General features: G+C 63.4%; 20 protein-coding genes, 1 tRNA gene and 1 pseudogene. 15 read left to right on the forward strand and 7 right to left on the reverse strand.

Annotated elements, in window-relative coordinates:
• Positions 1-35 precede the first annotated feature (35 nt).
• Both EJ079_RS04310 and dgoD read left to right on the forward strand, forming a co-directional pair.
• A complete protein-coding gene (locus EJ079_RS04310; protein ID WP_127808187.1) occupies positions 36-782 on the forward strand; it encodes a FadR/GntR family transcriptional regulator in 747 nt (248 codons plus the stop codon).
• An 8-nt stretch (positions 783-790) separates the two neighbouring features.
• Entirely contained in the window at positions 791-1,939 is a 1,149-nt protein-coding gene (gene dgoD / locus EJ079_RS04315; RefSeq protein WP_127267760.1) for a galactonate dehydratase, read from the forward strand.
• A gap of 190 nt (positions 1,940-2,129) precedes the next feature.
• Here dgoD and EJ079_RS04320 read toward each other — a convergent pair.
• A tRNA-Ala gene (locus tag EJ079_RS04320) sits at positions 2,130-2,205 on the reverse strand.
• A gap of 172 nt (positions 2,206-2,377) precedes the next feature.
• Positions 2,378-2,767, reverse strand: coding sequence for a TIGR02300 family protein (locus tag EJ079_RS04325; protein ID WP_013528180.1), 390 nt, complete (start codon positions 2,765-2,767; stop codon positions 2,378-2,380).
• 206 nt (positions 2,768-2,973) lie between these two features.
• On the opposite strand from EJ079_RS04325, the gene aroA reads away from it, so the two are divergent.
• From aroA to rpsA, 4 genes are all read left to right on the forward strand, one after another.
• Positions 2,974-4,332 (forward strand): 3-phosphoshikimate 1-carboxyvinyltransferase, encoded by a 1,359-nt coding sequence (gene aroA, locus EJ079_RS04330; protein WP_127808188.1) that lies wholly within the window; start codon positions 2,974-2,976, stop codon positions 4,330-4,332.
• 3 nt (positions 4,333-4,335) lie between these two features.
• Entirely contained in the window at positions 4,336-4,662 is a 327-nt protein-coding gene (locus tag EJ079_RS04335; RefSeq protein WP_127395334.1) for a hypothetical protein, read from the forward strand.
• Entirely contained in the window at positions 4,659-5,309 is a 651-nt protein-coding gene (gene cmk / locus EJ079_RS04340) for a (d)CMP kinase (RefSeq protein WP_127808189.1), read from the forward strand. The genes EJ079_RS04335 and cmk overlap by 4 nt, the downstream gene beginning before the upstream one ends.
• Before the next feature lie 208 nt (positions 5,310-5,517).
• Positions 5,518-7,215: a 30S ribosomal protein S1 gene (rpsA, locus tag EJ079_RS04345; protein WP_013528183.1), complete on the forward strand. Its 1,698-nt coding sequence runs from the start codon at positions 5,518-5,520 to the stop codon at positions 7,213-7,215.
• Between the two features lie 103 nt (positions 7,216-7,318).
• On the opposite strand, the gene EJ079_RS04350 is transcribed toward rpsA, so the two are convergent.
• The 4 genes from EJ079_RS04350 to EJ079_RS04365 form a co-directional block, all read right to left on the reverse strand.
• Positions 7,319-8,026, reverse strand: coding sequence for an SDR family NAD(P)-dependent oxidoreductase (locus EJ079_RS04350; RefSeq protein WP_127808190.1), 708 nt, complete (start codon positions 8,024-8,026; stop codon positions 7,319-7,321).
• 186 nt (positions 8,027-8,212) lie between these two features.
• Positions 8,213-9,790 (reverse strand): 5-guanidino-2-oxopentanoate decarboxylase, encoded by a 1,578-nt coding sequence (locus tag EJ079_RS04355; RefSeq protein ID WP_127808191.1) that lies wholly within the window; start codon positions 9,788-9,790, stop codon positions 8,213-8,215.
• Positions 9,787-10,434 carry a TetR family transcriptional regulator C-terminal domain-containing protein gene (locus tag EJ079_RS04360; protein WP_236383290.1) on the reverse strand — a complete coding sequence of 216 codons (648 nt, stop codon included), beginning with the start codon at positions 10,432-10,434 and terminating at the stop codon, positions 9,787-9,789. The genes EJ079_RS04355 and EJ079_RS04360 overlap by 4 nt, the downstream gene beginning before the upstream one ends.
• A complete protein-coding gene (locus EJ079_RS04365) occupies positions 10,431-11,303 on the reverse strand; it encodes a dimethylarginine dimethylaminohydrolase family protein (RefSeq protein WP_127808192.1) in 873 nt (290 codons plus the stop codon). The genes EJ079_RS04360 and EJ079_RS04365 overlap by 4 nt, the downstream gene beginning before the upstream one ends.
• 213 nt (positions 11,304-11,516) lie before the next feature.
• Between EJ079_RS04365 and EJ079_RS04370 the strand changes: the two genes are divergently transcribed.
• The 8 genes from EJ079_RS04370 to EJ079_RS04405 all read left to right on the forward strand — a co-directional run bounded on the left by EJ079_RS04370 (position 11,517) and on the right by EJ079_RS04405 (position 18,235).
• Entirely contained in the window at positions 11,517-12,332 is an 816-nt protein-coding gene (locus EJ079_RS04370; RefSeq protein WP_127808193.1) for an ABC transporter ATP-binding protein, read from the forward strand.
• A 54-nt stretch (positions 12,333-12,386) separates the two neighbouring features.
• Entirely contained in the window at positions 12,387-13,187 is an 801-nt protein-coding gene (locus tag EJ079_RS04375) for a transporter substrate-binding domain-containing protein (RefSeq protein ID WP_023811511.1), read from the forward strand.
• A 156-nt stretch (positions 13,188-13,343) separates the two neighbouring features.
• Positions 13,344-14,057, forward strand: a complete 714-nt coding sequence (locus EJ079_RS04380; protein WP_206516821.1) for an ABC transporter permease — start codon at positions 13,344-13,346, stop codon at positions 14,055-14,057.
• Positions 14,057-14,866 carry an ABC transporter permease gene (locus EJ079_RS04385; protein WP_027039831.1) on the forward strand — a complete coding sequence of 270 codons (810 nt, stop codon included), beginning with the start codon at positions 14,057-14,059 and terminating at the stop codon, positions 14,864-14,866. Before EJ079_RS04380 ends, EJ079_RS04385 begins: the two co-directional genes overlap by 1 nt.
• Before the next feature lie 124 nt (positions 14,867-14,990).
• A complete protein-coding gene (locus tag EJ079_RS04390) occupies positions 14,991-15,992 on the forward strand; it encodes an Ldh family oxidoreductase (RefSeq protein WP_164749058.1) in 1,002 nt (333 codons plus the stop codon).
• A 241-nt stretch (positions 15,993-16,233) separates the two neighbouring features.
• Entirely contained in the window at positions 16,234-16,515 is a 282-nt protein-coding gene (locus tag EJ079_RS04395; RefSeq protein WP_127808194.1) for a hypothetical protein, read from the forward strand.
• 196 nt (positions 16,516-16,711) lie between these two features.
• The gene (locus EJ079_RS04400) at positions 16,712-17,164 is read left to right on the forward strand and encodes a DoxX family protein (protein ID WP_127808195.1); all 453 of its coding nucleotides are present in this window, start codon (positions 16,712-16,714) and stop codon (positions 17,162-17,164) included.
• 93 nt (positions 17,165-17,257) lie between these two features.
• Positions 17,258-18,235, forward strand: coding sequence for a complex I NDUFA9 subunit family protein (locus EJ079_RS04405; RefSeq protein ID WP_127270317.1), 978 nt, complete (start codon positions 17,258-17,260; stop codon positions 18,233-18,235).
• A 27-nt stretch (positions 18,236-18,262) separates the two neighbouring features.
• Here the strand turns inward: EJ079_RS04405 and EJ079_RS04410 are convergent, their stop codons facing one another.
• Entirely contained in the window at positions 18,263-19,636 is a 1,374-nt protein-coding gene (locus EJ079_RS04410; RefSeq protein WP_127808196.1) for a cytochrome P450, read from the reverse strand.
• A gap of 205 nt (positions 19,637-19,841) precedes the next feature.
• On the opposite strand from EJ079_RS04410, the pseudogene EJ079_RS04415 reads away from it, so the two are divergent.
• Positions 19,842-20,407: pseudogene (locus tag EJ079_RS04415) on the forward strand (NADPH-dependent FMN reductase).
• The last annotated feature ends 69 nt before the right edge of the window (positions 20,408-20,476 follow it).

A 20,476-nucleotide genomic window follows, 5' to 3' on the forward strand; every position in this document is an offset into this window, starting at 1 on the left:
AAACCAGCGGTTCGCCGCCTTGGAGGAGGGCTGAGGTGACCGAGATTCTGAAAAAAGCCCCGGGAGATACGACCACTCGCCGCCCGCGCGTGATGCCGGATGTGACCAAGGCGATAGCCTCTGACATCTTCTCCGGGCGCTATCCGGCCGGCTCCTCCTTGCCGACCGAAAACGAGCTCGGCGTCGAGTATGGGGTCAGCCGCACCGTGATCCGCGAAGCCCTGAAGGTGCTGGCCGCCAAAGGGCTGGTGCTGTCGCGGCCACGCATCGGCACGATCGTCTGCAACGAGGACGACTGGAACATCATCGACCCGCAGGTGCTCGCCTGGCACGCGCCGCACGCGCTGGACGACAAGCTCTTCGACGCCATCCTCGAAACGCGCCGCGCCATCGAACCGCTGGTCGCAGAACTCGCCGCCACCCGCGCGACGCTGCAGGAAATCGCCGACCTCGAAGCGGCATGGCGAGGCATGGCTGGCGCCGGCGAGGATCTCGCCGCCTTCTCGCGCAGCGACATCGCCTTCCACCAGATCGTCTATGCCGCGAGCCACAACCCGATCTTTCGCCAGATCGGCAATCTCATCGACACCGGGCTCAAATTCTCGCTCGAGGCGACGGCGGTGATTTCGCTCGACCGGCGCATGGAGGCCGTGGCGGCGCACCTCGAGGTGGTCGAGGCGCTGCGCATGCGCAATGCCGAGGCGGCACGCGGGGCGGCAAACAAGATCCTCGACCTCGCGGCGCGCGACCTCGTCAGCGCCAAGAAACTCAAGAGCAACTGAGACTGCGCATGAAAATCATCTCGCTCACCACCTACATCGTTCCGCCGCGCTGGCTGTTCCTGAAAATCGAGACCGATGCCGGCGTCACCGGCTGGGGCGAGCCGGTCGTCGAGGGCCGGGCACTGACCGTCGAGGCAGCGGTCAAGGAGCTTGGCGATTACCTCATCGGCAAGGATCCCCGCCTGATCGAGGACCACTGGACGGTGATGCACCGCGGCGGCTTCTACCGTGGCGGGCCGATCCTGATGAGCGCCATTGCGGGCATCGACCAGGCACTGTGGGATATCAAGGGCAAGGCGCTCGGCGTGCCTGTGCATGAATTGCTCGGCGGCAAGCTGCGCGACACGATCAAGGTCTATTCCTGGATCGGCGGGGACCGGCCGGCAGAAGTCGCGGCCGGTGCCCGGGAAATGGTTGCGCGCGGTTTCCTGGCGTTGAAGATGAACGGTACCGAGGAGTTGCAGATCGTCGACAGCCACGACAAGATCGATGCCGCTGTCGAACGCGTCGCCATGGTGCGCGAGGCGGTCGGACCCAACATCGGCATCGCCGTCGATTTTCATGGGCGCGTCCACCGGCCGATGGCGCGTGCCCTGGTCAAAGAACTGGAGCCTTACAGGCTGATGTTCATCGAGGAGCCGGTGCTCAGCGAAAACCGCGAGGCGCTGAAGGAGATCGCCGCGCTTGGCTCGACGCCGATTGCGCTCGGTGAGCGGCTCTACAGCCGCTGGGACTTCAAGTCGGTGTTCGAGGAAGGTGTCGTCGATATCATCCAGCCAGACCTGTCGCATGCCGGCGGCATCACCGAATGCCGCAAGATCGCGGCGATGGCGGAAGCCTATGACGTGGCGGTGGCGCCGCATTGCCCTCTCGGGCCGATCGCGCTTGCTGCGTGCCTGCAGCTCGACGCGGTCAGCTACAACTGCTTCATCCAGGAGCAGAGCCTCGGCATCCACTACAATGCCGCCAACGACCTGCTCGACTATGCCGCCAACAAGGATGTCTTCCGCTACGAGGATGGTTATGTCGCCATTCCCGACGGACCGGGCCTGGGTGTCGAGATCGACGAGGACTATGTCAAGGAACGCGCCAAGGAAGGCCACCGCTGGCGCAATCCGGTCTGGCGCCACAAGGACGGCTCCTTCGCCGAGTGGTGATCGGGCTGCCTTTCAGTCTCTAAGCGCTCCATGAACAATGAGGACTTTGTCCGGCGAGCGATCGCTCTCGAGAAATGGCTCGTTCGTTCCGTTGATGGAGGCGCTTTCAGCGGCGTTGCCTGAACTGGCCATCAAGCGCGATGGCCGCAGTGCGGCACATTCATCGGCTGCGAATTGCAGAGGGACTGTTTGGTGGAGCCAATCGGGATCGAACCGACGACCTCTTGAATGCCATTCAAGCGCTCTCCCAACTGAGCTATGGCCCCACTTCCGGCAGTCAACCGGCGCCGTTTCCGGCGAAGAGATCCGGCGCGGGTTGGAGACCGCGCCGTTAGTGCAGGCGGCTTCTAACCCCGCCCTTCTCAGATATCAAGCCTTCGAGAGCCGCTTTTTCTTCACAGGCCTCGAAAGCCCGCAAACGCCCGCTTTCAAGGCCGATCAGACCTCGTCGTCGTCGTCGCCGACGCCGATCATGTCGGCGACATCGTCGTCTTCTTCCTCTTCGTCGGCAAGGAAGGTGTCATCTTCGTCGTCGCCGAGATCGACGTCGTCCTCGTCGTCGCCAAGATCCGGCAGGTCGTCGCCCTTGACGTCCTCATCAGCCTCTTCGAGCGAGACGACCTCAACGCCTTCTTCTTCCTCGGCGTCCACTTCCTTCTCGGCCACTTCCTCTTCCTCCTCGAGAGCGGCAATTTTGCCTTCCTCGAAATAGGAACGCGGATAGGTCTTGCCAGTGTATGGCGAGACGATCGGGTCCTTGTTCAGGTCGTAGAATTTTCGGCCCGTCTCCGGGTCGATACGTTTTGTGCCAAGTTCGGTTTTTGCCACGGCAAGCCTCGTCAATAAAAGAGTGGTCCCCTTAACCACAGTTTGCAGCGCTGTCAAAGCGAAAAGCCGGCGTCACAAAACCATGCATTGAAAGGCCTCGCGTCAGTGACGACCATGGGGGATGACCATTTCGGCCCGCCGTGATACGAGACCGCCGCAACAAATGAAAAGCGCCGGCCTGCCGGCATTCCGTCCAGGGAAATTCCATGTCTCACGCCGCCGCCCCCAAGCCGGCCACCGCCCGCCAATCCCCAGCCCTTTCCGGCATCGCGCGCGTGCCGGGCGACAAGTCGATCTCGCACCGTTCCTTCATGTTCGGCGGCCTCGCCTCCGGGGAGACTCGCATCACCGGCCTGCTCGAAGGCGAGGACGTGATGCGCACGGGTGCGGCCATGAAGGCAATGGGCGCACATATCGAGAAGAACGGCGACGAGTGGGTGATCCGCGGCACCGGCAACGGCGCACTGTTGCAGCCGGAAGGCCCGCTCGACTTCGGCAATGCCGGCACCGGCTCGCGGCTGACCATGGGCCTTGTCGGCACCTATGACATGGAGACGACCTTCATCGGCGACGCCTCGCTGTCGGGCCGGCCGATGGGCCGCGTGCTGGAACCCTTGCGCCAGATGGGCGTGCAGGTGCTGAAGGCGACGCCAGGCGACCGCATGCCGATCACGCTGCATGGACCGAAGCACGCCGCCCCGATCACCTACCGCGTGCCGATGGCCTCGGCGCAGGTGAAATCGGCGGTGCTGCTGGCCGGGCTGAACACGCCGGGCATCACCACGGTGATCGAGCCTGTCATGACGCGCGACCACACCGAAAAGATGCTGAAGGGTTTTGGCGCCAATCTGTCGGTCGAAACCGACGAGCGCGGCGTGCGCCACATCTTCATCGAAGGCCAGGGCAGGCTGACCGGCCAGACCATCGCCGTGCCGGGCGACCCGTCCTCGGCCGGTTTCCCGCTGGTGGCCGCACTGATCGTGCCGGGTTCGGACATCACAATAGAAAACGTGCTGATGAACCCGACCCGCACCGGCCTGCTTTTGACGCTGCAGGAGATGGGCGGCAGCATCGAAATCCTCAACCCGCGCAATGCCGGCGGCGAGGATGTCGCCGACCTGCGCGTGCGTTATTCCGAACTGAAAGGCGTCATCGTGCCGCCCGAGCGGGCGCCGTCCATGATCGATGAGTACCCTGTGCTCGCGGTCGCTGCCAGCTTTGCCGAGGGGGAAACGCTGATGCAAGGGCTGGAAGAGCTGCGGGTGAAAGAGTCCGACCGGCTGTCGGCCGTCGCCAACGGGCTGAAGCTCAACGGCGTCGATTGCACCGAGGGCGAGGCTTCGCTCGCCGTGCGCGGCAAACCGGGCGGCAAGGGCCTTGGCGGCCATCCCAACGGCCAGGACACCACCGTGCAGACTCACCTCGACCACCGCATCGCCATGAGCTTTCTGGTGATGGGGCTGGCGACGGAAAAGCCGGTGACCATCGACGATCAGGCGATGATCGCGACGAGTTTTCCGGAATTCATGGGGCTGATGAAGGCGCTGGGCGCGGAGATTGGATAGCAAATGTTGCACGACTGGCCAATCCTAGGAGCTTGCCTAGGAGCGGCGTTGGTCCCTTATCTAATTGAGCGTTTTGTTTTCAAAAACCGCGTAGGCATTTTTGCCTTTCTTTTTTGGATTTTGTTACTTCAATTTCTGATGATGTATCTGTCGGTTTACGCAGCCACCCTCCTGGAAAACAACAAATGGGTTTTCCTTGCGGTGCTGATCAAAGGGTTCGGTGCAATGGCTTTTGTAACAATTGGCGTCGTACCGTTTATAGCGCTGCCGCTGTCGGTTCTGATTGCCGCGGCGGTGTTGGCATTTCGATTTTTCAGACCAGCCAAATGAGCTCGACCTTCACCATCGCCATCGACGGCCCCGCCGGCGCCGGCAAAGGCACCCTCGCCCGGCGGTTGGCTGACCATTACCGGCTAAACCTGCTCGACACCGGTCTCACCTATCGCGCCGTCGCCTATGCGCTGATCCAGCACGCGCTGCCGCTCGGCAATGTCTCGGCCGCCGAAACCGCGGCGCGCCAGGTCGATCTGGCAAGGCTCGACCGGACGGTCTTGTCGGCGCATGCGGTCGGCGAGGCCGCCTCGAAGGTCGCGGTGTACCCCACGGTGCGGCGCATCCTCGTCGAGAAACAACGCGACTTCGCCAAGACGCCGCCCGGGGCCGTGCTCGACGGCCGTGACATCGGCACCGTCGTCTGCCCCGACGCCGACATCAAACTCTATGTGACGGCCAGCGCCGAGGTGCGGGCACAGCGCCGGCTGGCCGAGATCGAGAGCATCGGCGGGACCGCTGATTTCACCGAGATCCTCGCCGATATCGTGCGCCGCGACGAGCGCGACATGGGTCGAGCGGACTCACCGTTGAAGCCGGCGGTCGACGCGCACTTGCTTGATACCAGCGAAATGGCTATAGAAGCCGCGTTTCTTGCAGCCATGGCGATCATAGACGACGTGCTGGCCAAGAGAGACAAGGCCTGATCCGGGTTTTCCCTCGTATTTCCGTTGTCGGAGGCGAAGAAAATACCCATATCGGGCACGAACCAGCCTGCCAGCATTCTTCATGCGCCGGAATTGCCGCTTAAAGAGCGGCCCAGGGTTTTTGTAGCCCGGAACGCCGGCAGGCCAACGCAACGCTAACCTACGGCGCCCGTCCCGCTTCTAGATGCGGGGCACTCCAGGAGAAACAATGTCAGCTGCAAATCCCACTCGCGATGATTTCGCGAGCCTGCTCGAAGAATCATTTACCACAGGCCATTCCGGCGAAGGTCAGGTCGTCAAGGGTACGATCACCGCGATCGAAAAGGACATGGCCATCATCGACGTCGGCCTCAAGGTCGAAGGCCGCGTGCCGCTGAAGGAATTCGGCGTCAAGGGCAAGGACACCACCCTCAAGGTCGGTGACACCGTCGAAGTCTATGTCGAGCGCATCGAGAACGCGCTTGGCGAAGCGATGCTTTCCCGTGAGAAGGCCCGCCGCGAAGAGAGCTGGGTCCGTCTCGAAGAGAAGTTCACCAAGGGTGAGCGCGTCGAAGGCGTCATCTTCAACCAGGTCAAGGGCGGCTTCACTGTCGACCTCGACGGCGCCGTGGCCTTCCTGCCGCGCAGCCAGGTCGATATCCGCCCGATCCGCGACGTCTCCCCGCTGATGCACAACCCGCAGCCCTTCGAGATCCTCAAGATGGATCGTCGCCGCGGCAACATCGTGGTGTCGCGCCGTACCGTGCTCGAAGAGAGCCGCGCCGAACAGCGTTCGGAAATCGTGCAGAACCTCGAAGAAGGCCAGGTTGTCGAAGGCGTCGTCAAGAACATCACCGACTATGGTGCGTTCGTCGACCTCGGCGGCATCGACGGCCTGCTGCACGTCACCGACATGGCATGGCGCCGCGTCAACCATCCGACCGAAATCCTCAACATCGGTCAGACGGTCAAGGTGCAGATCATCCGCATCAACCAGGAAACCCACCGCATCTCGCTCGGCATGAAGCAGCTCGAGAGCGATCCGTGGTCCGAGATCGGCACCAAGTTCCCGATCGGCAAGAAGATCAAGGGCACCGTCACCAACATCACCGACTACGGCGCATTCGTCGAGCTGGAGCCGGGCATCGAGGGTCTCATCCACGTTTCGGAAATGTCGTGGACGAAGAAGAACGTGCATCCCGGCAAGATCCTGTCGACGACCCAGGAAGTCGACGTGGTGGTGCTCGAGGTCGATCCGGCCAAGCGCCGCATCTCGCTCGGCCTCAAGCAGACGCTCGAGAATCCGTGGCAGGCTTTCGCCTCGAGCCATCCGGTCGGCAGCCAGGTCGAGGGCGAGGTCAAGAACAAGACCGAGTTCGGCCTGTTCATCGGCCTCGAAGGCGACGTGGACGGCATGGTGCACCTTTCCGACCTCGACTGGACCCGTCCGGGCGAGCAGGTCATCGAAGAGTACAATCGCGGCGACATGGTCAAGGCGCAGGTGCTCGATGTCGACATCGACAAGGAGCGCATCTCGCTCGGCATCAAGCAGCTGGCCAAGGATACGGTCGGCGAAGCGGCGACTTCAGGCGAACTGCGCAAGAACGCGGTCGTCACCTGCGAAGTCATCGGCGTCAAGGATGGCGGTCTGGAAGTGCGGCTGGTCGACAGCGGCATCGAGACCTTCATCAAGCGCTCCGATCTGAGCCGTGACCGCGACGAGCAGCGCCCCGAGCGCTTCACCGTCGGCCAGAAGGTCGATGCCCGCGTCATCGCCTTCGACAAGAAGACCCGCAAGCTGCAGGTCTCGATCAAGGCGCTGGAAATCGCCGAAGAGAAGGAAGCGGTCGCTCAGTACGGCTCGACCGACTCCGGCGCTTCGCTGGGCGACATCCTGGGTGCCGCGCTGAAGAAGCAGGGCAGCTAAGCATTAGCTGTTGCCGCGCCTTGCGCGCGGCCTCAACAAAAACCCCGCCGGAGCGATCCGGCGGGGTTTTTCTTTGACTTGACCGACGTGAAGGGTTGGAAGGTTACGCCCTGCCGTAAAGCGGCACCAGCGTACCGCTCATCGCCAGATTGGCCGGCGATGCCAGGTAGGCGATGGCTTCCGCGGCGGCTTCGAGGCTGACCCATCTGGTGACATCGGCATCCGGCATGTCGGCGCGGTTTGCCGGCGTATCGAGCGTCGACGGCGCCACGGCATTGACCAGGATGCCCCTGTGCTTCAGCTCTTCGGCCATCGCCACCGTCATCGCGGCAACCGCCGCCTTGCTGGCGGCGTAAGCGACCATGCCAGCGCCGCGCCGCGGATCGAGCCCGGCGCGCGCCGTGACGTTGACGATGCGGCCCGCGATGTCCGACGACAGCATTGAGCGGATCGCGGCGCGGCAGCACAGGAAGGCGGTGCGTGCATTGGTGTCCATCATCTCGGCAAAGGAGGCCGACTCGATCTTTTCCACCGGTGCGGCGGTGAAGCCGCCGGCCAGGTGGATTGAGCCCCACAGGCCTGGAACCTGACTGTAGAACGCCTCGACCTTGGCGGGGTCCGAGAGATCGACATTGTGCACCAACTGGACACGGTCATGCGCGGCGAAGGGAAAATGCGCTGGTGCGGCGGCATGGGCATTGGGCACATGGCAGATCGCGCCGTCACTCAGCAGTTTGCCGACAACCGCACCGCCGAGCGCACCGGTTCCACCGGTCACGACGATATGCTTGCCTTCAAGTGTTTCCGTCATCTTGGACGCTCCTGTCATTTTTTTATCGTTAGGTCGTTTCTGTGCCGCCGACGCGAAGCGTCGCGCCTTTTGCCCCGTCACTCAATTGACATCTCGACATGGCAGTTGTCGCGTCTTTGCATGCGTCCGCCCACCGGCCGGCCGAGGTTCAGGGCCGGCGAGACGGGAAATACGTAGCACCGTCCTTCAGTCAACCGTGATTTCGATGACGCGCGGCAGTCCGGTGGCCCGGGCGCGCTTCAACGCGTCCGCGAGAGCGTCGATGTCGGCAAGCCGTTCGGCGCCGATGCCATAGGCCTCGGCCAGCTTGCAGAAATCCGGCGGCGCCGGCGATACACCGACCGGCTCGACACCGACATCGAGCATCGAGGTTTCGATCTCGCGGTAGCCTCTGTTATTCCAGACGATGAAGATGACCGGCGCCCGCGCATCGAGCGCGGCGCCCAACTCCGGCAACGTGAACTGGAAGCCGCCGTCGCCGGTCAGGCAGACAACCGGCGCATCGGGTATCGCAAGGGCCGCGCCAATCGCCGCCGGCGGGCCATAGCCGAGCGCGCCGAAGCCGGTGGCGGCATTGAACCAGCCGCCTGGCCGGTCGTGGTCGTAATAGAGGTTGGCCGCATAGATCGGCTGCGTCGAATCGCCGACGATGAGCGCGCCCGGCAAGGTGTCGCGGATCATCTCGACGGCGCGCACCTGTGCCTGCAGTGTCGGATTGAGCTCGGCAAAGGCTGCTTCCCGGGCGGCGGCGGCGCGTGTCGGCCCACCTTCGCTTGCCGGGATATGGCCCGTCTGCAGAAGCAGCGCTTCGAGCGCCTCGGCGCAATCGGCCTGGATCGAAACGGTTGCCGGGCGGCGGGCAAGCTGGTCGGCGCCGATATCGATGCGGATCAGATTGGCGGGCAGGACGAAGCCACCATCGCTGTAGCCGTCATAGTCGGTCGGGCCGAATTCGGTGCCGGCGGCAATGACCAGGTCGGCGTCGGCCATCAGGGCCCGTACCGCCTTCAGGCTGGGACTGGCCGGCACGCAAAGCGGATGACCATGCAGCAGGCCGCGCGCATTGGCGGTCTGGACGACCGGCGCTCCCAGCCGCTCGGCCAGACGCCGCAGCGGCGCTTCGGCGCGTTTGGCGCCGCCGCCGACCAGGATCAGCGGGCGGCGCGCGGCACCGATGAGTTTGGCCGCGCTGGCAATTGCGGCACCTTCCGGCGCGGGTGGGGTCACATTGCTCAGCATGGCAGCGATGCCATCCGCCGACTTGACCATGACGTCGGTCGGGATCTCGATATGCACGGGGCCGGGCCGGGCCGATGAAAACAGGGCAAAGGCCTGCGCCAGGGCACCGGGCAATTCGCTGGCCTCGGTAACGCGCTGCGAAAACAGCGCCACCTTCTCCATCATGCCGCGCTGGTCCGGCAATTCATGCAGATGGCCCAGCCCCTTGCCCAGCGTCGGCGTGGCGTTGACGCCTGATATGACCAGCATCGGTACCGAATCGGCGCGTGCCTGCCCCATGGCGGTGATGGTGTTGGTGAGCCCCGGTCCGGTGATGACAAAGGCGACGCCCGGCTTGCCGCTGGCGCGCGCATAGCCATCGGCCATGAAGCCGGCGCCCTGTTCGTGACGCGGCGTGACGTGGCGGATATTCGAGCGCGCCAGCCCGCGGTAGAGCTCGACCGTGTGGACGCCCGGAATCCCGAACACCGTGTCGACGCCATGCGCTTCAAGCAGCGAGATGAGGGCTTCGCCGAGTGTCGTCATTGGTTTTCCTCCCCGTCCGGCGCGAGGCCTAGTTCGGCCTCGACAGTCTTGATGCCGATCGCCGCCAATTCGCCGGCCGAGAACATCTCGCCGGCCAGGCAGCCTTCGATCCAGAGTCCGTCGATGATCGCATTAATCGCGATGGCATGGTGGCGCAATTGGCTTGCGTCCGGATTGCGCCGTTCGGCGGCGAGCACCTCAGCCACAACCGCCTCCACCTCATTGCGAAAACCAAGGTAGCCTTCGCGGTGGGCGTGGGCCAAGGTCGGATCCGCTCTGGCGCGGCCGATGAAGGTTGCCCAGAGCGAAAACACCCGCGCATCGATGATCGGCGCATTGAGGTTGGCGGTGACGAAAGCCGCAAGGCGCTGGCGAGGCGAGGCATTCTCCATGACCAAAGCCGCTTTCGCCTGCTCGGTCATGCGGCCCATCAGCGCTGCATAGGCTTCCTGCAGCAATTCTTCCTTGCCGGGAAAATAGTGCCGGATCAGCCCAGCGGTGACGCCGGCACGCAATGCGATGGTGCGCAAGGTGGCGCCCTGCAGGCCATGTTCCGCCACGCTGTCCAGAGTGGCCTCGATCAGATCCTGCCGCCGCCGCTCCTCGCCCTCGCGACGGAACCTGCGGCGGGATGGCATATTCATTGGCGCAGGATCGGTCGCGTCAGGCATGTCGGCCCGCCCTCGCAGGCGATGCAGAGCGCATCCGCCTCGAAGATTTCGACCGTGCAGCCGGCGGCTTCCATCGCGGCTTTGGTCTTTGGAAAGCCTGCGACGGCAATGACCTTGTGTGGGCTGGTCGGCAGCACGTTCAGGCTAAGGCCGTTGGAAGCCGCGAACTCTTCGGCGTCGCCTTCGACCAGTCGGATGTTGCGCGCCTTCAGCATCTGATAGAACGGGGCCGGCAAAAGCGGTGAATAGACCAGTGCGAGGTCGTCGGCCAGCGGGCTGATCACCGACATCAGATGCAGGCACGCCTCTTCGCCTTGCCACAGCGGCAGATCAAAGCCGTAGACGGAAACGCCCAGCGGCGTCAGCAGGTTGGAAACCTGCTGGATGCCTTCCTGGTTGGAGCGGACACCGCGCCCGATCACCAGCGTGCGGGCATCGAGCCATACACAATCACCGCCTTCGACCTGGCCAGGAACCTCGACGCGGCCCAGGATTGGAATACCCAGCCTTCGGTAGGTTTCCTCATGAAGCGAGGGCTCCCTGGCGCGCAACGGCTTGCCCATGGACAGGATCAGCGCGCCGCGATCGGTCATCAGCGACGGGTCGTGCGTGAACACCGAATCCGAAAGTCCATCCGCCGCGTCCTCGATCCATTCGATTTCGGCACCGGAAGCCGCCACCAGTTCAGCAAGGAGCGCGTGCTGCGATGCCGCTTTCGCCGGATTGAAACCCGGGCCATAGTGCCAAGCAGCCCTGTCGGCATTGCGCATGGCGTTGGCCGCCGACCGCATCAGCACGCGGCGCAGCGGCGCCGCCATGGACTGTGATCCGAAAGCGCTCATCGAAGTCCTTTTTCGCTGAAAAAAATCGAGAAAATTTCATGGAAGGCTATTTATACACTTGCACAACAAGCTCGCAAGTGCCGTAATAAGCAGGATTGACGGGCTCGCGCCGTTGGGTCCATGCTGAAGTCTGGAGCGGGGCAGTACAGCGTATATGTTGATTAGCCGGATAGACGTTCGACGAACCGCCACCGACCCTATAGAGGTCACCCAGTGAGCGTGGTGGAAGCTGCCACAGTCCAATCCGGCAAGGCGCATGACGGCGCCGCCGAAGCCATCCACGTCGAAAACCTGCACAAGAAGTTCGGTGAGCTGCATGTGCTGAAGGGCGTCTCGCTGTCGGCGCGCGACGGCGAGGTCATCGCAATCATCGGCGGCTCGGGCTCCGGCAAATCCACCCTGCTGCGCTGCATCAACTGCCTGGAAAACCCGACCAGCGGCATCATTCGCGTCAATGGCGAGGAGATCAAGCTCAAGGCCGACAGCCACGGCCACACCATTCCGGCCGACCGCAAGCAGATCGAGCGCATCCGCTCCAAGCTCGGCATGGTGTTCCAGAACTTCAACCTTTGGAGCCACATGACGCTGATCGAAAACGTCATCGAGGTCCCCGTACATGTGCTTGGCGTCAAGCGCGATGTGGCGATCGGCGAGGCCGAGAAACTGCTCGCCCGTGTCGGTCTGGCCGAAAAGCGCGATGTCTATCCGGCCTATCTGTCGGGCGGCCAGCAGCAGCGCGCGGCGATCGCCCGTGCGCTGGCCATCAATCCGCGCGTCATGCTGTTCGACGAGCCCACCTCCGCACTCGATCCCGAGCTGGTCGCTGAAGTGCTGAAGGTGATCGGCGACCTGGCGCGCGAAGGCCGCACCATGGTGCTGGTCACCCACGAGATGAAGTTCGCCCGCGAGGTCGCGACGCATGTCGTCTATCTCTACAATGGATTGGTCGAGGAAGAAGGCCCGCCCGAGCAGATCTTCGGCGCGCCCAGATCCGAAAGGCTGAAGCAGTTCATCCGCAACATCGGCTAGGACAGGCCGGGACGGAAGAAAACCGGGAACCAACAACAAACTGGGAGTCATGAAATGAAGACCGTTCTGAAGACATTCGCCGCAGCGCTGCTGCTCGGCGTCGCAGCCATGGGCGTGGCCAAGGCCGATCCCGTCAAGATCGGCGTCGCCGCCGAGCCTTATCCGCCCTTCACCTCGCCCGATGCTTCGGGCAAGTGGGTTGGCTGGGAGATCGACTTCATCGATGCCGTCTGCGCCGAGGAGAAGCTCGATTGCGTCATTACCCCGGTCGCCTGGGACGGCATCATCCCGGCACTGACGACCAAGAAGATCGACCTCATCGTCTCCTCGATGTCGATCACCGCCGAGCGCGCGAAGACGATCGATTTCTCGGACAAGTACTATAACACGCCGACCGCGATCATCGGCCCGAAGGACCAGAAATTCGGCTCCGCCCCGGACGACCTCAAGGGCAAGATCGTCGGCGTGCAGGTTTCGACGGTACACGCTGTCTACGCCAAGAAGCATTTTGGCAGCACAGCCTCCGAGATCAAGGAATACCAGACCCAGGACGAAGCCAACAACGATCTTGCCGCCGGCCGCCTCGATGCGGTTCAGGCCGATTCCATCGCGCTTGGCGAGTTCCTGAAATCCGACCAGGGCAAGGCCTGCTGCGACTTGAAGGGGATGGTCGCTCCGGACGACGAAGTGCTCGGACCGGGCGTCGGCGCCGGCGTGCGCAAGGAAGACACCGAACTGAAGGGCAAGATCAACGCCGGCATCAAGGCGATCCGCGCCAACGGCAAATATGACGAGATCTCGAAGAAATACTTCGATTTCGACATTTACGGCGGCGGCGGCGCGCAGTCGAACTGACTATCCTCGCATGAGCCGTGGAGCATGGCGTCAGCGCCATGCCCCACCTGCCCGATCTTTCCCAGGCATGTTTGCCGCCGACACAGCCGTCGGCGGTTGGCCAGCACTTCGGGGGCGACGCTGATTGACGCACTTCTTTCGGCCTCCGCGGCCGGCATCACCGAGCTTCTCTCGCCCTACCCGCCAGGCTGGGGCGGGACGCTTCTGGTCGGGCTGCTGCACTCAATCGAGATCGCGCTGGGCGCCACGTGCCTCGGCCTTCTGATCGGCACCGGCGGCGCCTACGGCAAGCTTTATGGCGGGCCGGTGGTGCGCGATCTCCTGGCGGTCTACACCACCATCGTGCGGGCTGTGCCCGAACTGGTGCTGATCCTGCTACTCTATTACGCCGGAACCGACCTGATCAATCAGGCGCTGACGGCCATGGGCTATCAGCGCGTCGACGTGAGCGGCCTTGCCGCCGGCATCGCCGTGCTCGGCTTCGTCCAGGGCGCCTATTCGACAGAGGTGATACGCGGCGCGATCCTGGCCATTCCGCAGGGCCAGATCGAGGCCGCCCGCGCCTATGGAATGTCTCCGGGCCTGCTGTTGCGGCGCATCACCTTGCCGTCAATGCTGCCCTTCGCCATACCGGGCCTCGCCAATCTCTGGCTGATCGCCACCAAGGATACCGCGCTATTGGCGGTCGTCGGCTTCTACGAACTGGCGCTGGCGACGCGGCAGGCGGCGGGTGTCACCAAAGCCTATTTCACCTTCTTTTTCGCGGCGGGCGTGCTCTATCTGCTTTTGTCGCTGTTCTCCAACCTCGTCATCGGCCGGGTCGAGACCTGGTCGCGGCGCGGCATGCCTTCGCTCAAGGAGGCGCGCTGATGGCCAACGAGGCTGCCATCATCAACGTCGTCGCGCGAACATCGCTGTGGCTGCAGCCGCACCGCATCGTGCTGATCCTGATCGCACTGGGCCTTGTTTTGTCGGCTGCCTTTTTCATGCGCTGGGACTGGCTGCCGCAATATTATGAAATGGGCTTGATCGGCATCTGGCGGTCGCTGTGGATCCTGGCCGTCACCTGCGTGCTGGGCTTTCTGCTGGCCGTGCCGCTCGGGCTGGCGCAAGCCGCCGGCTCATTCTGGTTCGCCGCGCCTGCCAAGGTGTTCTGCACGGTGATCCGGGGCACGCCGCTGCTGATCCAGCTCTGGCTGCTCTATTACGGCCTGGGTTCGCTGTTCCCGCAATATCCGTGGATCCGCGAATCCTGGATGTGGCCATATCTCAGGCAAGCCTGGCCCTATGGCGTGCTGGCGTTGACCCTGTCTTTCGCCGGCTATGAGGGCGAGGTGATGCGTGGCGCCTTTGCCGGCGTGCCCAAGGGACAACTGGAGGCGGCGCGTGCCTTCGGCATGAGCCGCTGGAAGGCATTCCGGCGGATCTGGCTGCCGCAGGCCATCTACCGGGCGCTGCCGACGCTGACCGGCGAGACCGTGCTGCAGTTGAAATCGACGCCGCTGGTGGCAACGATCAGTGTCATCGACATCTTCGCCGTTTCGTCCAAGGTGCGGCAGGACACCTACCTCACCTATGAGCCCCTGCTGCTGCTGGCGCTGATCTACATGACGATCACCGGTATTCTGGTCTTCGCCTTCAGCAGGATAGAGGCCAGGATTCCCAACAAGATTGGTTAGAGGGGAGTAGGGGAGTAGGGGAGTAGCCAGCCACTATTCACGTTCACAATTCCATCCCCATTCGCTATTCACTGCTCACCATTCCCCTATTCCCTTACTCCCCTATTCCCCTAGGATTGCCATCATGCAACTCAGTCTCGACCAGGCAAAAGGACTGTGCCGGATGGCGGCACTTGGCGCTGGCGCCAATGAGGAAGCGGCACAATCGCTCACTGCTTCGATCATATCAGCCGAGGCCGAAGGGCTTTCCTCGGTCGGTCTGTCGCATTTCATCGACTATCTCGAGGCGCTGGAAGCCGGACGCATCGACGGCAATGCCGACCCGGTGATCACCCGGCCGGCGCTTGCGGTCTATCTCTCCGATGCACGCCGGGGGCTGGCGCATACCGGCTTCGACCGCACCATCGACGACCTCGCCAAGGCGGCAAAACTGTTCGGCGTCGCCATCTTCTCGCAGAAGAACGCCTATACATGCGGCGCGCTCGGCTATTTCACCGGAAGGCTGGCAACACTCGGGCTGGTGTCGTTCGCCGCCACCAACGGCCCGGCCGTGCTTGCCGGCTCGGGCTCGGTCAAGCCGGTCTACTGCACCAACCCGATGTCGTTTGCCGCCCCCGCCGCCGACGGGGCGCCGCTGGTCATCGACCAGTCGTCGAGCGCCACCGCTTTCGTCAACATCCGCAAAGCGGCCGAGGAGGGCAAGACAATCCCGGAAGGCTGGGCGCTGGACGCCAGCGGCAACCCGACCACCGATCCCGCCGCCGCCATGAAGGGCGCAATGCTCGCCTTCGGCGGCCAGCGCGGCGCCAACATCGCGCTGATGGTCGAGGTGCTGGCGGCGGGCCTGTCGGGCGCCAACTGGTCGCTCGACGCGCCATGGTTCAGCGGCGGGCCGGACAGCCCCGGCACGGGACTATTCGTGCTTGCTATCGAACCCAAGCTGCTCGATCCGGATTTCGAGCAGCGGATGAAGGATCAGCTCGACCGGCTGCGGCGGCGCTTCGGTGTGCATGTGCCCGGTCGTGCCCGCGCAGAGGCCGCCGAGAAGGCGCAAGCGCGGGGCATCACGGCATCCAAGGCGGTGGTGCAGCGCATTTCCGAATTCGCCGCACGCTATTCTTCCTGAATAGCTGTTAAATATCAAATAGTTATCTGAAATCTGCCCGCCGCAGGCGCGGCGCGGTGCGATTTTCTTTGCGCGCTGCTGAACCTTTCCGCGCCTTGCTGCGACCCAGCTTTGTCCAGGGCAAGGCGAGCTTGCCCGATCCACACCGGGGGAAGCAGCAAACCGAAATCGAAAGCCTGCATCACGCGAAGGCCGGTCCTTCGCGCCTCGGAAACCTCAACCCAAATCAAAGGAAATTGTCATGACCAACACCAAGATTACCATGCTGACCGCCGTCCTTCTGCTCGGCTCGTTCATGGGTGCCACACAGGCAGCCACCCTGAAGGCCGCGCCGATCAAGCCGACCAGCCCGGGTGTCATCGCCGCCCCGAGCGGCGGCGCCACCGAAGACCATTACTGCAAGAACGGCCATGCAAAATTCGCCAATTGCAGCGCCGATTTCGTCGCCGCCTGCAAGAAGGTTGGTGGCACCATGTCGGATGTTCAGGGCTGGGGTGGGCGTACTTGCTTCACGCCCTCCTGATACCGTCTCAGGTCAGGCCGCTCCGTCGGCCCCTGACTTCGCATGGATGTCACCCGGAAAACCCCGCTTCTGCGGGGTTTTCTGCGTTTTGATCGCACAATGGTAAAACATTCTTGTTTTGGTCAACTTTTGTTTATTTGACTTCGGCCAACCCGACCGGCCGTTTGCGCTGATTGAGCAAAACAGAGGAGCTATAATGCCGGCAAGCATGGACAATCCCCGCAACGCCCTTGTCATCCCGGTCCTTGGCAGGCTTTACGCGGCTCTGCACGATGGTGCCGAAACCGTTCTTCGCGTCGTCGCCGGCGGGTTTTTCGCCATCCACGGTTCGCAGAAGATCACCAATCCTTTCGGCGCTGCCGAGATGGTCGAGGGTCTCGGCTTCTATCCGGGCGCGTTGTGGTCGTTGCTTCTGGCCTGCACTGAATTCTTCGGCGGCATCTTCATCGCCATCGGGTTTTTGACGCGGCCGGCCGCCTTTGCCGGCCTGTTCGTGCTGCTGGTCACGGTCTGGTTCCACTGGGTCACGATGGACCAAGGCTATTCGGGCGCGGAAAAGTCGCTGCTTTGGGCGGCGATCCTGCTCTTCTTCGTCATTCGCGGCGGCAACCGCCATTCGGTCGACGCCCGTATGGGCAAAGCGTTCTGACAGGCTGATAGCGACGACGCGTCGCCCTTTGCCTTTGGCACGAAACGGATTATGAAACGGCTTCAGCCAAGCTTGCGAGCGCCGGAGCCAGCCATGACCGAAATCCTGCAGACCCCAAAGCTCGTCGTCGTCTTTGGCGGGTCAGGCTTTGTCGGCCGCCATGTCGTGCGCGCGTTGGCCAAGCGCGGCTATCGCATCCGGGTCGCCTGCCGGCGGCCCGATCTTGCCGGCCATTTGCAGCCGCTTGGCAATGTCGGCCAGATCCAGCCGGTGCAGGCCAATGTGCGCGTGCGCTGGTCGGTCGACCGCGCCGTGCAGGGCGCCGACCACGTCGTCAATCTGGTCGCCATCCTGCATGAGAGCGGCCGGCAGAAATTCTCCGCCGTGCACGAGTTCGGCGCCCGCGCAGTGGCCGAGGCCGCACGCTCGGTCGGCGCCGGCCTGACCCACATTTCTGCGCTTGGCGCCGATCTGGACTCCGAATCAGACTACGCGCGCACCAAGGCGCTTGGCGAAAAGGCTGTGCTGGAGACGATCAAGGACGCCGTGATCTTCCGGCCGTCGATCAATTTCGGACCCGAAGACGGCTTCTTCAACCGCTTCGCCAACATGGCGCGCTATTCGCCGGTGCTGCCGCTGATCGGCGGCGGCCAGACCAAGTTCCAGCCGGTCTATGTCGGCGACGTGGCCGAAGCGGTGGCGCGCTCGGTCGACGGCAAGGTGGATGGCGGCCAGATCTATGAACTTGGTGGACCGAAGGTGCTCACCTTCAAGCAGTGCATGGAAGAGCTGCTCGACGTGATCGAGCGCAAGCGGCTGCTGGTGCCGGTGCCGTGGTGGGTGGCCAACATCCAGGCCTCGATCCTCGGCCTGTTGCCCAATCCGCTGCTGACCAAGGACCAGGTGACGCAGTTGCGCGAGCACAACATCGTTTCGGACGCCGCCAACAAGACCAACAGGACGCTTGCAGGGCTCGGCATCCAGCCGCAATCGATCGCGACGATCCTGCCCAGCTATCTCTGGCGCTACCGCGCCGCCGGCCAGTTCCAGCAACGCAAGCCTGCTGCTTGATTTATCACAACCGTCTGAAGCTGTGTCTCATGCCGGTCGCGGCGTGACCCGCATCGGCAGACCGCCTTGCGGCTGCGTGGTCAGTTTCTGTACCGGCCAGGGTTTGGTTTCGGCTGTCGTGTCGAAGCGGAAGCGCGACAGCATGATCGCCAGCGCGATGATCGCCTCCTGCATGGCGAAGCTGGCGCCGATGCAGACGCGCGGACCCGCGCCAAACGGCAGATACTGGAAGCGGTCGATCTTTTCGCGATTCCCCGGATGGAAGCGCTCCGGCAGGAAGGCATCCGGCCGGTCCCACAGTTTCCTGTGGCGATGCACGACCCAGGGCATCACCAGCACCGCGGCGTGCTTGGGAATATGAAGATCCTTCCACATTTCCGGTTCGATCGGCTCGCGGTTGATCGACGGCGCCGGCGGATACAGCCTGAGCGCTTCGTCGAAAGCCGCACGCGTGAACGGCATGGCGTCGAGCCACTTCGTCGGATCGGGCTCGCGCGCCAACACCTGGTCGATCTCCTGCTCGACCCGGTCGCGCTCCCACGGTGATTCAGCCAGGCAATACAGTGTCCAGCCCAGCGCACGCGCCGTCGTCTCATGGCCGGCGCCGATGAAGGTGATGATGTTGTCCTCGACCTCGGCCCGCGTCAGCCCGTCGGGTCCCTCGGCCTTGAGCAGCAGCGTCAGGAAATCCTGCGGCACGGCATCGGGGTCGCGCTTGAATTTCGCTTCGCGCATCTTGACCGTATCGGTGACGATCTTGCGGAAATAGGCCATGGTCTTGCGGCCGCGGATACGGGTCAGCCTCGGCAGCCAGTCGGGCGCGCGCAACAGATCGAGCGGATCGACGCGACCCATGGTCTCGAACAGGCGGTCGATCTCGTTGGCGAAACTGCCGGGCTCGCCTGATATCTCGCCGGAAAACAGCGTCTCGGCCAGGATGTCGTAGGTGAGCAGCGTCATGTCATGGGCGATGTCGGACGTGCCGCCGTCTTCGTAGCGGGCGACGAAGTCCAGCGTGCGTCTCAGCATCGGCTGGGCGAAGCCGAAGATGTGGCGCGGCGTGAACACCGGCGCCATCGCCTTGCGCGACCGCTTCCAGACCTCGCCCTCGGCGGTCAGCAGGCCATCGCGCAGGATCGGCCGCAGGATCTTCTGACGCACCGTCGCCATCTTGTAGTTCCTGGCGTTGTCGACCAGCACATGGCGGATCAGGCCGGGATCATTGGCGACGATCAGATGTCCACCAACACCACTGGCCGAGATCCACGGCTCGTTGTAGGTGTGCTCACCCCACAATTCGAGCGGGTTGCGGTAGACGATGCGGATCATCTCCAGCGTCGAGGGCGGCGTGGTGCGCGGCTTCGGCGCCGGGGGAATGAAGGGGGCGGGCTGGATGTCCATGGGCTGCTCCGCTGATACCCCAATGTAATGGCTGGCAATGCGGGCGTCCATGTGACCGAACGGCAGGCGCAAATATGCAGCCCGAGGCGTCACAGCAGGCGATCCGTTCAGCCGATTGTGACCGCCTCCATGGCGGTGCCGCCTTGTCCGCGGCCGCGCCCTGCCGTAGGTCACCAACAGATACCGCCAGACCTAGGAGCCCGCCTTGAAGCACCAGTTGAACATCATCATCGGCAGCACGCGGCCAGGCCGCGCCGGACCGGTTTTTGCCGAGTGGCTGGAGACGTTCGCGCGCGAGCATGGAAAATTCGAGCCGGTACTGACCGACATCGATACGTTCAAGCTGTGCTGGACGAACCGCACCATCCAAGGCTCGGCAATTACAAGAACGACCATACCAAGGCCTGGTCGAAAGCGATCGATGCCGCCGACGCCTTCGTCTTCGTGGCGCCGGAATACAATTATTTCGTGGCGCCGGCGATCGTCAACGCGGTCGATTATCTCGCGCGTGAATGGAAGTACAAGCCTGCAGCCATTTTCAGCTATGGCGGCGTCTCCGGCGGCCTGCGCGCGGCGCAAGCGCTGAAGCCGTTGCTGACATCGGTCGGCGTCATGCCGATCTCGGAAGGCGTCGCGCTGCCGATGTACCAGAAACTGCTCGATGAGAACGGCGCTTTCAACGCCAGCGAACAGGTGCAGGGCGGAGCCAAAACCATGCTCGACGAGCTGTTGCGCTGGAGCGAGGCTTTGAAGCCTATGCGGGTTGCCTGAAAACGCTGGTCTTCCGCAAAAAGCCCGGCTTGCTCATGGCATAAAGAGGTGGAATGTTTGCGCAAATGG

This window comes from Mesorhizobium sp. M7A.F.Ce.TU.012.03.2.1, assembly GCF_004006095.1.
In the GTDB taxonomy this organism is placed as follows: domain Bacteria; phylum Pseudomonadota; class Alphaproteobacteria; order Rhizobiales; family Rhizobiaceae; genus Mesorhizobium.

Bases quoted from the DNA above. Each gene is read 5' to 3' on its own strand.
- EJ079_RS04385 (WP_027039831.1), top strand. From the start codon at position 14,057: ATGGCCAACGAGGCTGCCATCATCAACGTCGTCGCGCGAACATCGCTG.
- EJ079_RS04400 (WP_127808195.1), top strand. From the start codon at position 16,712: ATGCCGGCAAGCATGGACAATCCCCGCAACGCCCTTGTCATCCCGGTC.
- aroA (WP_127808188.1), top strand. From the start codon at position 2,974: ATGTCTCACGCCGCCGCCCCCAAGCCGGCCACCGCCCGCCAATCCCCA.
- EJ079_RS04350 (WP_127808190.1), bottom strand. From the start codon at position 8,026: ATGACGGAAACACTTGAAGGCAAGCATATCGTCGTGACCGGTGGAACC.
- EJ079_RS04335 (WP_127395334.1), top strand. From the start codon at position 4,336: ATGTTGCACGACTGGCCAATCCTAGGAGCTTGCCTAGGAGCGGCGTTG.
- EJ079_RS04395 (WP_127808194.1), top strand. From the start codon at position 16,234: ATGACCAACACCAAGATTACCATGCTGACCGCCGTCCTTCTGCTCGGC.
- EJ079_RS04410 (WP_127808196.1), bottom strand. From the start codon at position 19,636: ATGGACATCCAGCCCGCCCCCTTCATTCCCCCGGCGCCGAAGCCGCGC.
- dgoD (WP_127267760.1), top strand. From the start codon at position 791: ATGAAAATCATCTCGCTCACCACCTACATCGTTCCGCCGCGCTGGCTG.
- EJ079_RS04375 (WP_023811511.1), top strand. From the start codon at position 12,387: ATGAAGACCGTTCTGAAGACATTCGCCGCAGCGCTGCTGCTCGGCGTC.
- cmk (WP_127808189.1), top strand. From the start codon at position 4,659: ATGAGCTCGACCTTCACCATCGCCATCGACGGCCCCGCCGGCGCCGGC.
- EJ079_RS04355 (WP_127808191.1), bottom strand. From the start codon at position 9,790: ATGACGACACTCGGCGAAGCCCTCATCTCGCTGCTTGAAGCGCATGGC.
- EJ079_RS04390 (WP_164749058.1), top strand. From the start codon at position 14,991: ATGCAACTCAGTCTCGACCAGGCAAAAGGACTGTGCCGGATGGCGGCA.
- EJ079_RS04365 (WP_127808192.1), bottom strand. From the start codon at position 11,303: ATGAGCGCTTTCGGATCACAGTCCATGGCGGCGCCGCTGCGCCGCGTG.
- EJ079_RS04405 (WP_127270317.1), top strand. From the start codon at position 17,258: ATGACCGAAATCCTGCAGACCCCAAAGCTCGTCGTCGTCTTTGGCGGG.
- EJ079_RS04360 (WP_236383290.1), bottom strand. From the start codon at position 10,434: ATGAATATGCCATCCCGCCGCAGGTTCCGTCGCGAGGGCGAGGAGCGG.
- rpsA (WP_013528183.1), top strand. From the start codon at position 5,518: ATGTCAGCTGCAAATCCCACTCGCGATGATTTCGCGAGCCTGCTCGAA.